The sequence below is a fragment of the Micromonospora sp. PTRAS2 genome (assembly GCF_054052245.1).
In genome coordinates this window covers 12,348-23,082 of sequence record NZ_JBSWBU010000020.1, presented here as the reverse complement: position 1 = coordinate 23,082, position 10,735 = coordinate 12,348, and the positions used below count along the sequence as shown (strand labels likewise).

At 76.5% G+C, this 10,735-nt stretch carries 8 protein-coding genes and 1 pseudogene; 5 read left to right on the top strand and 4 right to left on the bottom strand.

All coding sequences use genetic code 11. From position 1 onward, the window contains the following. The first annotated feature begins 61 nt into the window (after positions 1 to 61). Positions 62 to 739, top strand: coding sequence for a hypothetical protein (locus ACVMYR_RS31365; RefSeq protein WP_431897527.1), 678 nt, complete (start codon positions 62 to 64; stop codon positions 737 to 739). 341 nt (positions 740 to 1,080) lie between these two features. Beyond that, complete coding sequence (locus ACVMYR_RS31360; RefSeq protein ID WP_077939943.1) at positions 1,081 to 1,509, top strand: DUF2267 domain-containing protein; 429 nt, start codon at positions 1,081 to 1,083, stop codon at positions 1,507 to 1,509. Positions 1,510 to 1,731: 222 nt separating this feature from the next. On the opposite strand, the pseudogene ACVMYR_RS31355 reads toward ACVMYR_RS31360, so the two are convergent. Further along, positions 1,732 to 2,805 (bottom strand): annotated as a pseudogene (locus ACVMYR_RS31355) (MFS transporter); the annotation flags it as partial. 234 nt (positions 2,806 to 3,039) lie between these two features. On the opposite strand from ACVMYR_RS31355, the gene ACVMYR_RS31350 reads away from it, so the two are divergent. The 3 genes from ACVMYR_RS31350 to ACVMYR_RS31340 all read left to right on the top strand — a co-directional run bounded on the left by ACVMYR_RS31350 (position 3,040) and on the right by ACVMYR_RS31340 (position 6,268). Continuing rightward, positions 3,040 to 4,527, top strand: a complete 1,488-nt coding sequence (locus ACVMYR_RS31350) for an endo-1,4-beta-xylanase (protein ID WP_228986833.1) — start codon at positions 3,040 to 3,042, stop codon at positions 4,525 to 4,527. Positions 4,528 to 4,681: 154 nt separating this feature from the next. Next, on the top strand, positions 4,682 to 4,987 hold the full coding sequence (locus ACVMYR_RS31345; protein WP_077939946.1) for a hypothetical protein: 306 nt from the start codon (positions 4,682 to 4,684) through the stop codon (positions 4,985 to 4,987). Positions 4,988 to 4,996: 9 nt separating this feature from the next. Next, complete coding sequence (locus ACVMYR_RS31340; protein ID WP_457123518.1) at positions 4,997 to 6,268, top strand: cupin domain-containing protein; 1,272 nt, start codon at positions 4,997 to 4,999, stop codon at positions 6,266 to 6,268. 82 nt (positions 6,269 to 6,350) lie between these two features. Here the strand turns inward: ACVMYR_RS31340 and ACVMYR_RS31335 are convergent, their stop codons facing one another. The 3 genes from ACVMYR_RS31335 to ACVMYR_RS31325 are packed head-to-tail and all read right to left on the bottom strand — an operon-like array spanning position 6,351 to position 10,733. After that, positions 6,351 to 7,016, bottom strand: a complete 666-nt coding sequence (locus ACVMYR_RS31335; RefSeq protein ID WP_457123517.1) for a hypothetical protein — start codon at positions 7,014 to 7,016, stop codon at positions 6,351 to 6,353. Then, the gene (locus ACVMYR_RS31330) at positions 7,013 to 9,697 is read right to left on the bottom strand and encodes an FtsK/SpoIIIE domain-containing protein (RefSeq protein WP_077939949.1); all 2,685 of its coding nucleotides are present in this window, start codon (positions 9,695 to 9,697) and stop codon (positions 7,013 to 7,015) included. The genes ACVMYR_RS31335 and ACVMYR_RS31330 overlap by 4 nt, the downstream gene beginning before the upstream one ends. Then, the gene (locus ACVMYR_RS31325; protein WP_457123516.1) at positions 9,690 to 10,733 is read right to left on the bottom strand and encodes a hypothetical protein; all 1,044 of its coding nucleotides are present in this window, start codon (positions 10,731 to 10,733) and stop codon (positions 9,690 to 9,692) included. The genes ACVMYR_RS31330 and ACVMYR_RS31325 overlap by 8 nt, the downstream gene beginning before the upstream one ends. Positions 10,734 to 10,735 lie beyond the last annotated feature (2 nt).

Sequence of the window (10,735 nt, the reverse complement as noted above, 5' to 3'; positions counted from 1 at the left end):
GACTAGAACCAGCGGAGAAAGCTACGCTGCGACCGAACTTTCGTCGGCCTGAGGAGAAGTCGTGTCGCGCCGTACCGGCAAGCCCTCCTACCTGCTGGCGGCGTCCGACACGCGTCGCCGTAGCAAGGCCCGTCTGGCCGCCATCGTGGCGGCGATCGGGCTCGCGGGCGTTCTCGTGGGCGGTGCCACCGGCTACACGGCCAGCCGACCGGACGGCGTCGAATCGGCTGTGGCGGACATGCGCAGGGCCGAGGTGGAGCGTGACACCCAGCAGGTGGCCGAGCTGACGACGACGGCCCGACGCCTTCGTGACGAGATCTCTCCCATTCTCAGCGCCATCCGGGCGGCTCCGTCGGACGGTGGGCAGCCGGGCCCGGAGCAGGCCCGCCAGTGGCGACAGACCCTGCTTCGGGCCGCGGAGCCGTTCGCGAACCCTCCGTCGGGCACCACCGCCACCAACGTGGCGCGCGCAGGGCTGAAGGGCGCTGTGGAGCAGGCGTCCCTGGCTGTCGAGTCGTATCTCCTCGCTGTCACCGGGCCGCCGACCCAGCGGGGTGCTCTGACGGAGCTGGCGAAACGACAGGCAACGCAGGCGGTGGCGGCCTGGTCGGTCGCGGCCACCCAGCTCGATCAGGTCAACATCGACACCGGCCAGGGCCACCAGCATGTCCACCTGGACGCCGGTCCGGGCGGCGACGCCTTCGCCCCCGACGGCGCGGCGGAGGGCTCCGGCGGCTGACCCTGCGCCCGCGCCCTGCGAGCGGCCGGTCTCACCCCCACGGGGTGAGGCGGCCTCACCCGGGCGGGGCGCAGGGTGGGCGGTGTGCGTGGCCCGTCGGTGGGCCACCCGAGCTGGGCAGGGGGTGCGCACGATGACGGTTCGGGACGTGCCGGATCGACGGCGCGGCGACGTGTTGCACGTGGTCGGGTCGGCCGGCGGCCGCCCGCGCGCGGTGGCGCGGCCCGGTCGGGTCAGCCCCGTTCGGCAGTGGCGCGGCCCGGCCGGGCCGCCGCGCCGCGAAGACCACCGACGGTGAGGGTCACCGACACCGGACACGACCGACCTACGGGGGTGGGCAGATGGCTGAGCAGCTGATCTCGGCGTTCGAGAGTTCGCTGGACAAGACCAACCTGATCCTGAAGGACATCGAGGCGGCGTACGGCTGGCCGAAGGAGCAGCGCAACCAGTCGTACGCGGCCCTGCGCACGGTGCTGCACCTGCTGCGCGACCGGATGCCGGTGCAGGAGAGCGTGGAGTTCGCCGCGCAGTTGCCGGTGCTGCTGCGGGGCATCTACTTCGACGGCTGGCAACCGTCGGACGTGCCGATCAAGCTGAACCGGGACGACTTCCTCTACGAGGTCCGCCAGGGCTTCCCGTACGACGTCGAGGGCGGCCCGGAGCGCGTGGCCCAGGTGGTGCTGGACACCCTGCGCCGGCACGTCACCCAGGGGGAGTGGGACGACGTCCGCTCCACCATGCCCGAGGACCTGGCCCAACTCGTTCCCTGACGCCCGGACGCCGGCCGGCCGACCCGACGACGGGGGTCGGTCGGCCGCGTCGGCTCCGGCGGGGTCGCCCGCGTCGGGCGGGCGGGTCGTGGGACGGGCGTCGACGGTGAGGCCGTGCAGCACCGCCACGGCGGCCAGCGGGAACAGGGCGGCGACGGCGAACCCCGGCCCGAAGCCCAGCCCCGCCACGGCCAGCCCGAACAGCGGCGGGGTGGCCGTGGCGGCCACGTTCTGCAGCACGGTCTGTGCGCTGGTGGCCCGACCCGCCCAGCTCGCCGGGGCCACGTCCGCGACGGCCGCGTACGCGACGCCGTGCCAGCTGACCGTGGCGACGAGGGCGACCAGCAGCAGCGGGGCCGCCGGCGGGGCGTGCAGCGCCTCGGCCACGGCGAGGGCCCCGAGGGCGGCGGCGGTGCCGGCGGCGATGACCCGCAGCGGCCGGAGCCGTTGGGCGGACCGGTCCGACCAGCGGCCGGCGAGCACCCGCGCCGCCGCCGCGACGAGCTGCGCCCCCGCGATCAACGGCCCGGCGGTACGCACCGGCCAGCCGCGTTCGGTGACGAGGTAGTCCAGCGCGTACGCGCCGACGACGAACTGCGCCACGACCAGCAGGGCGCTCGCCCCGTGCACCCGCCACAGCGTCGGCGACCGGTACGGCGACCGCGCGCGGGTCCCGCCGGCGCCGGGCGAGTCGGCGGGCCCTGCGGTGGTGGGCGAGCCGCTGGCGGGCGAGCCGGCGGTGGCCCGGCCGGCGGCGGTCCTCGGCCCGTCGACCAGCAGCAGGGCGGCCACGATCCCGGTCAGCGCGGAGACCACGGCGGCGACCAGCAGCGCCAGGCGGGGGCCGCCGGAGTCGGCCAGCACCGGCAGGACCGCCGAGGCCGCCGCCACGCCCAGCGGCTGAGACGTCTGCCGGATGCCCATCGCCAGGCCCCGCTCGCCGGGCGCGAACCAGCCGGTCACCACCCGGCCGCTGGCGGCGTACACGGCGGAACCGGCGGCCCCGGCGAGGGCCAGGAGCACGAACAGGGCCGGCCCGGCGGCGGAGGCGGCCCCGGCCAGGAACGCGGCCCCGCCGGTCAGGCCCAGGCCGATGACGAGGCGCTCGCCCCGCCGGTCGGCGAGGACGCCCCAGCCGATGAGGGCGAGCACCATGCCGAGGCTGGGGCAGGCCACCAGCAGGCCCAGCTCCCACAGCGGCAGGTCGGTGGTGCGGCGTAGCGCGGGCAGCAGGAACGGCAGCCCGTACAGGTAGAGGGTGCCTGCGGTCTGCGCGGCGGTGCCGATGCCGAGCATGACCCACCGGCGGGAGTCGGCCATGGCCCGAGGCTAGCCGCCATCCCGATATGAGAGACGATTATCTTGCTATCTGGGAAGCCGGTCCGGGCTCGGCAGTGGCCCGTCGCCGGGCGTCGCATGCGGCGGGCCGGTCGGTTGACGACGGATGTCGATGCTGACAGGATATCGGGAGCGCTCCCATCGTCTCGTCGTCGCCGTGGCTGGCGACCCGTAACGAAGGACAGGGAACGCATGCGCATCCACCACCACATCGGTCGGCGCACCAGGTCGGGCCTGCTGGCCGGCCTGCTCGCCGCCACGAGCGCGCTCGCCATGGGCATCGCCGTCGCCCAACCCGGCACCGCCGAGGCCGCCGCCAGCCTGAGGAGCCTCGCCGACGCCAAGGGCCGCGACATCGGCTTCGCCCTGGACCCCGGCCGGCTCTCCGAGAGCCCGTACAAGCAGATCGCCGACACCGAGTTCAACCTCGTCGTCGCCGAGAACGCGATGAAGTGGGACGCCACCGAGCCGAACCGCAACCAGTTCTCCTTCGGCCAGGGCGACGCGGTCGTCAACTACGCCGCGGGCAGCAACAAGAAGGTGTACGGCCACACCCTCGTCTGGCACAACCAGATGCCCGGCTGGACGTCGAACCTCTCCGGGACCGACCTGCTCGCCGCGATGAAGAACCACATCGCCGGGGTCGCCGGCCACTTCAAGGGCAAGGTCTTCGCCTGGGACGTCGTCAACGAGGCGTTCGCCGACGGCGGCTCCGGCGGACGCCGCGACAGCATCCTCCAGCAGCGCATCGGCAACAGCTGGATCGAGGAGGCGTTCCGCGCCGCCCGCGCCGCCGACCCGGGCGCGAAGCTGTGCATCAACGACTACAGCACCGACGGCATCAACGCCAAGAGCACCGCGATCTACAACCTGGTGAAGGACTTCAAGTCCCGGGGCGTGCCGATCGACTGCGTCGGCTTCCAGGCGCACCTGATCATCGGGCAGGTCCCCGGCGACATGCAGGCCAACCTCCAGCGCTTCACCGACCTCGGCGTCGACGTGCGGGTCACCGAGCTGGACATCCGGATGTCCACCCCGGCGAACTCCTCGAAGCTGGCCACGCAGGCCGCCGACTACAAGAAGGTCTTCAACATCTGCCTCGCCGTGGCCCGGTGCCAGGGCGTCACCGTGTGGGGCATCACCGACAAGTACTCCTGGATCCCGGGAGTCTTCCCCGGCGAGGGCGCCGCGCTGATCTGGGACGACAACTACGCGCCGAAGCCCGCGTACCAGGCGGTCGCCGAGGCCCTCGGCAGCGGCACCACCCCGACCACGCCCGCACCGACCACCCCGGTCCCGACCACGCCGGCCCCCACCACGCCCGCGCCCACCACGCCGCCCCCGACCACGCCCGCCCCGAACGGCAGCTGCACGGTGACGTACGTGCCGAACTCCTGGGGCAACGGCTTCACCGCCGAGATCCGGATCCGCAACGACGGCCCCGACCCCGTCAACGCCTGGAGCTTCGGCTTCTACTTCACCGCCGGGCAGCAGGTCACCAACGCCTGGAACGCCACCGTCAGCCAGTCCGGCACCCAGGTGCTGGCCCGCAACGCCAGCTACAACGGCGCCGTGGCCGTCGGCGGCACGGTGAGCTTCGGCTTCCAGGGCACCCACACCGGGTCCAACCCGTCGCCCACCAGCTTCACGTTCAACGGCAAGGTCTGCGCCAACGGCTGACCGCCCGCGTCCCGCCGGCACACCGGGCGAACCGGACGTGCCGGCGGGACGCGCCGTCTACGGTGGGGTTAGAGAAGATCGTGCCGGGGGTACCACCCGTCGCACGACGAACCCCCGCCGCGCGGCGGGGCGGGAACCTGGCGAGGAGCACCGCATGGCACTCAACGACGACGACATCCAGACGACCAGCGGCGGCGGCCTGGAGGGCCCGGCCGACGGTGGTGCCACCCCCGGTCAGCAGGACGGCGGTGCCGACGGTGGCGCGGAGGGCCCGGCCGACGGCGGGGCCACCCCGGGCCAGCAGGACGGCGGTGCCGACGGCGGTGCCGAGGGCCCGGCCGACGGCGGCGCGACCCCCGGTCAGCAGGACGGCGGTGCCGACGGTGGCGCGGAGGGCCCGGCCGACGGCGGGGCCACCCCGGGCCACCGGGACGGCGGCGCCGACGGCAGCGCCGGCTGACGCCTCGCGATGACGATCACCGACCCGCCGGGCGGCCACGGCCGCCCGGCGGTCCCGTCTGCCGCCGCCCGCGCCCTCGCGCGCTGCGTCGCCGTCGAGCCGGGCAAGTTCGCCGCCGCACACTGGGGCCGGGCGCCGCTGCTGTCCCGCGCCGCCGAGCTGCCCAACGCCGACGGCTTCACCGACCTGCTCGGCCCCGCCGACGCCGACGAGCTGCTCAGCCGGCGCGGGCTGCGTACCCCCTTCCTGCGCATCGCCAAGGACGGCCAGCTGGTGCCGGCGGCGCGCTGGACCGGCGGCGGCGGCGCGGGCGCCGAGATCGGCGACCAGGTCCTCGACGAGCGGGTCCTGGAGCTGTACGCCTCCGGCGCGACCCTGGTGCTGCAGGGCCTGCACCGCACCTGGCCCGCCCTGATCGACTTCGCCCGCGACCTCGGCACCGCCCTCGCGCAGCCGCTGCAGGTCAACGCCTACCTGACCCCGGCCGGCAGCCAGGGCTTCGCCACCCACTACGACACCCACGACGTCTTCGTGCTCCAGGTCGACGGGCGCAAGCACTGGCGCATCCACCCGCCGGTGCTGCCCGACCCCCTCGAACGGCAGCCCTGGGGCGGCCGGGCCGACGAGGTCTCCGCGACCGCCCAGGGCCCCGCCGCGCTCGACGTGGTCCTCGAACCGGGCGACGCGCTCTACCTGCCGCGCGGCTGGCTGCACAGCGCCCAGGCCCAGGAGACCAGCTCCCTGCACCTGACCGTGGGCATCCGGGCGCTGACCCGGTACGCCATCGTCGAGGAGCTGCTCGCCCTCGCCGCCGCCGACGCCCGGCTGCGCGCCGGCCTGCCGTTCGGCACCGACGTGGCCGACCCCGACGCGATCGAACCGGAGCTGACCGAGACCGTCGAGGCGCTGCGGGACTGGCTGCTGCGCGCCGACCCGGCCGCCGTGGCCGCGCGGCTGCGCCAACGTGCCTGGCCGGCCGCCCGGCCCGCCCCGATCCGGCCCCTCGCCCAGGCCGCCGCGCTGGCCGCAGTCGACGCCGACACCCGGCTCGCGCCCCGGCCAGGGCTGCGCTGGCGGCTCGACCCGACCGGGGACGACAAGGTCGCGCTGCGCCTCTTCGACCGGGTGCTCACCCTGCCCGCCGGCTGCGAGCCGGCGCTGCGCGCGCTGCTCACCGGCGCGGTGGCCCGGGTCGGCGACCTGCCCGGCCTCGACGACGCCGACCGGGTCGTCCTCGCCCGCCGCCTGCTGCGCGAGGCGATCGCGGTTCCTGCGGAGTAAGGAAGGGCACCCTGTTAACGCTTTCGGTATAGGAAGGGCCCCTTCCTAACCGCGCGGGGGGCTCGGCACCGCGCGGCGCGGCTCAGCGGGCGAGGACCAGCAACACGCCGGTCGTCACCAGGCCCGCCACCAGGACGACCGTGACCGGCCGGGGCGACAGCACCGCGTGCCGACGGTCCGCGAGCCGCTTGGCCAGGGCCAACCCGACCAGCGGGCCGAGCAGGGTCACCACCAGGGCCAACACCGGCAGGCCCACCGCCAGGTCCCCGCTGTTGCGGGCCCCGAGCGCCCGGGCGCCCAGGCCGAGGGCGAACATCAGCGCCGCGCCCACCACCCCGCACAGCGCCAGCAGCGGGTTCGCCGAGGCGGGCAGCTCACCGGGCTGCCGGGTGCGGTCCAGCAGCCCGCGCACCCCGTGCAACAGCAGCAGCGGGTCGCCCGAGGCGTCCCGGGCCGGGCCGGGCGGGTCGCCGAGCCGGCGGGCGCCCGCGCCCAACCGGGCCCGCAACTGCTGCCACAGGTGGGCCGCCTCGGCGTCCACCCGCTCCACCAGCTCCCGCGCGTCGGCCGCCTCCCGCTCGGCCTCGCGCAACTGCTCGGCGGCCTCGGCGACGGCCCGCTCGGCGGCGGCGCACTGCTGCTCGTGCCAGGCGTGGGCCTCGGCGCGCTGGGTGCGCACCCGGTCGGTCAGCTCGGCCAGCCGCCGCACCTGCGCCGCGTACGTCTCACTGGTCACCGGTTCGTTCACGCCGACGGTCCGTAGGGGATGATGACCTGCCCGGTGCGGTGTGCCGCCCGGTCGAAGAAGAGCCCCCGCCACGGCCGCGGATACCAGTCGGGGCCGCCGCTGCCCGGGTACAGCGACGAGCCCAGCTCGCCGCCCTGCACGTCGAGGGCCACCCACGCGCCGATCTGGTCGGTGCGGGCGGCCGGCCCGCCGAGGTCGACCCGCATCCGGGCCACGCCGCGCCACCAGGCCAGCACGTGCGTGCGCCGCTCCGGGCCGTCGTGCAGGATGCGCCGCAGGTGCTCCAGTCCGGTGCGCCCGCCGACCCGCGCGGCCAGCCGCCCCGCCGCCGCGTCGACCGCGTACAGCAGCAGGTAGTGCGGGGTGGCGGGGGTGCCCGGCCGGTCCAGGGCCGCCGCCGTCTCGGCCATCAGCTCCGGTACGGTCTCGTCGTCGTACCAGGCGGCGTCGTCGGCCAGGTCGGCGTAGAGCTCCCGGGCGGCCGGGTCGGCGTCGGGGTCGAGGCAGGCGATGGAGTACCGGGCGGTGCCGGGGCGGTGCTGGCGGGCCAGCGACCGGGCGGCGGCGTCCAGCACGGCGCACGCCTCGTCGACGCGGGTGCCCAGCACGGCGAGGTTGCGCCCGGGGGCCCGGGGCAGCCGCAGCGCCGCCGAGCGGGCCTGCACGTCGATGATCTCCCCGAGCAGGGCCACCGGGGTGCGCGGCACCCCGTCGCCCTCGGGCGGGGTGAGCGCCCGGAAGTCGGGGGCGTCGGCGAGCCGGGGGATCGCGTCGCCGTCGAAGAGCCGGGCCGGCTTCGCGTCGGCGGGGCGCATCCGCCACAGCCGGTGCTGCAGCTCGCTCCACGCGTCCCAGTCGCTGGCCGACGGGATGCGCGCCACCTCGTTGCCCTCGACCAGGCCCGACTCGGCGTTGACCACGGCGTGGTGGCGGGGCAGCGACTGGGCGGCGTCGTTGCGTTCGGCGAGGATGCGCAGCGCCTTGGGCAGCGCGATGCGCAGGGTGAACTGGGCAACCAGCGCCGGCCGCCCCCACAGCGCCTCGATGCCGCGCACGTCCTGCGAGGCCAGCACCAGGTGGATGCCCTGGGAACGGCCCCGGCGGGCCAGGTCTTCGAGCAGGTCGGCGGCCTCCCGGGCGACCACGTCCCGGCCGGCCAGCAGCGCCTGGAACTCGTCGACCACCGCGACGATGCGGGGCCAGTGCCCCGTCGGGTCGACCGCCCGCAGCTCGGCGAGCTTGGTCACCTCGTGCTTCTTCGCCGCGTCGGCGCGCCGGCGCAGTTCCTCGGCGAGGAACCGCAGCAGGGCCAGCCCGAACTCCCGGTCGGTGTTGACGTTGATCCCGACCAGCCGCATGTGCGGCAGCCAGCTCGGGTCCCGCCGGCCCTGGGCGAACCGGGCGAAGGACACCCCCTCCTTGAAGTCGAGCAGGTAGAACTCCAGCTCGGCGGGGGAGTAGCGGGAGGCCAGCGCCCCGATCCAGGCGAAGATCAAGTTGGTCTTGCCGGTGCCGGACGGCCCCCCGATCAGCGCGTGCGGCGGATAGTCGCCGAGATTGAGCAGCACCGGGCGGCCGTGCGGGCCCTCGCCGATGGGCGCGGTCAGCCCCGTCGAGGAATCCTCCCGCCACATCTGCTCCGGCGGCGGCAGCAGGTCGGTGAACGGGGCCGGCGGGGGGCCGGCGTTGACCCGGGCGGCGACCTGCCGGCACGTCTCGGTGACGAGCGTGGCCGGCGGCGGCGGGTCCAGGGTCACCGGCAGGCCGGGCGGGCCGCCCACCCGGGCGCCGTCGGGGCCCACCACGACCCGGGTCACCGTCGGGTCGTCGGGCACCGGGACGCCGCGTACGACCAGGTGCACCCCGCACGCCGCGCCGGTGCGTACCACCCGGTCGAGCTGGCCGCGCTCGTGCCGAGACAGCTCGTCGCCGCCGAGCAGCACCGCCACCCGCCACGGCTCCGGTCGGCGGCCCGTCGCGGCGGCAAGCTCCCGCAGCGAGCGGTACTCCCCGGCGAGCACGGTCTCGTTGATCCGGCGGATCTGCTCCACCAGGTCGTCCAGCAGCCGGCCCAGCCCGCCGGGGCCGACGAAGGTGAGCAGCCCGGCGGTGCCCAGCGGGGCGAAACCGGCCAGCCCGCCGCCGAGGTGCTCCGGGTCGTAGCCGAACAGCCGCACCGCGCCCGGGTCGGCCCGGCCCAGGCTGCGCAGCAGCAGCGCCGGCACCACGGCCGCCCCGCCGTCGGCCCCGGCCCCGCTCAGGTGCACGTGCCCGGCGTCGAGCAGCGGCACCAGCGCCGGCACCGGCTCCGCGCCGGGGATGCGCACGGTGCCGACGCGTACGGCGCCGGGGGTCTCGCCGCGACCGGCCGGCGTCACGGTCCACCGCGCCCAGTCGGCGCTGGCCGCGCCGGGCGCCTCGCGGCGGGCGGCGTCGACGGCCCGGCGGGCCAGCTCGGCGATCCGGGCGGTGTGCCGCGCGTCGATCTCGGCGAGCCGCCGGTCCCGCTGCGCCCCCACCTTCTCCGGAACGGCCGCCGCGGCGCGCTGCACCCGGGCTAGCCGGTCCCGGGCGGCGGCCAGCTCGGCGTCGGCGACGGCGAGCCGGTGCCGGGTGGCGCCCAGCGCCTCGGAGAGCATCCCCCGCACCCGGGTCACCAGCTGGGTGCGGCGGTCAGCCATCGGACCCCCGGCCGGCGCGCCCGGTGGGCGGCGCGGGACGCACGGGGGGCAGGCCCTGCGCGGCCCGCTCCCGGGCGGCGCGCTCGCGGTCCGCCCGCTGCCGCGTCGCCTCGTCCCAGGCGTCGCGTTCGGCCTCGCGGCGTTTCTGCTGCGCGGGCCCGCTCTCCTTGTCGGCCTGCCCCTCGTCGCGGGGAAGGTCCTTGCCGAGGCGGGCCAGCAGCACGGCGGTGACCACGCCGGCGGTGACGGCCGCGTCGGCGGCGTGCGGCTGCTCCTCGCCGCTGCCGCGCGGCGGCGGGGGCATCCGGCAGACCCGGGTCAGCAGCGTCTCCAGCACCGGCGGGGGCAGCCCGGGCAGCAGGTCGCGCACCCGGCCGTCCAGCTCCCGACGCAGCCGGGGCAGGTCGTCGGCGCGGGGCGGGTGCCCGAGCAGCTCCCCGGCCAGCTCGCGCAGCAGCGGCGGGGCGAGCGCGGCCAGGCCGAGGCCGACGTCGGCGTGCGCGGCACGCAGCTCGCGGTGCAGCCGGTCCCGGTCGCCGCCACGGACCCCGTCGGCGACCCGGCGCAGCAGCTCCCGGGAGTCACCGATCCGCTCGTCCGGCTCGTCCGGCGCGCCCTCCCGGCCGCCGGTCAGCTCCGCCACCCGCACCGCCCACCAGCGGCGCAGCACCGGGTTGTCGTCGCGGGCCGGGGGCGGTCCGTCGCCGGGGGCGGGCGGCGCGTCGCGCGGGGCGTCGTGCACCTGCCGGTCGCCGGCCGGGCGGGCCGGCGGCGCGCCGTCGGGGGCCAGGCCGATGGCCGAGAGGTACGTCGACAGTTGCTCCTGGGCCACCCGCAGCGCGTGCCCGGCGGCCTCGGCGTGCTCGACGGCCGCGGACAGCTCCGGCACCCCCATCGGGTTGGCCGACTCCTGCCGCACCCAGCGCAGCCGCTCGGTGGCCTGACCGAACTTCTCCAACGCGAGGGCGAGCTGGGCCAGCGGGAACTCCTCCGCGGCGGCCCGCACCTGGGCCCCGACGTCCTCGATGATGGACACGC

Coding starts and splice junctions, on each gene's coding strand:
- ACVMYR_RS31330 (WP_077939949.1), bottom strand. CDS start 9,697: ATGGCTGACCGCCGCACCCAGCTGGTGACCCGGGTGCGGGGGATGCTC.
- ACVMYR_RS31350 (WP_228986833.1), top strand. CDS start 3,040: ATGCGCATCCACCACCACATCGGTCGGCGCACCAGGTCGGGCCTGCTG.
- ACVMYR_RS31360 (WP_077939943.1), top strand. CDS start 1,081: ATGGCTGAGCAGCTGATCTCGGCGTTCGAGAGTTCGCTGGACAAGACC.
- ACVMYR_RS31340 (WP_457123518.1), top strand. CDS start 4,997: ATGACGATCACCGACCCGCCGGGCGGCCACGGCCGCCCGGCGGTCCCG.
- ACVMYR_RS31345 (WP_077939946.1), top strand. CDS start 4,682: ATGGCACTCAACGACGACGACATCCAGACGACCAGCGGCGGCGGCCTG.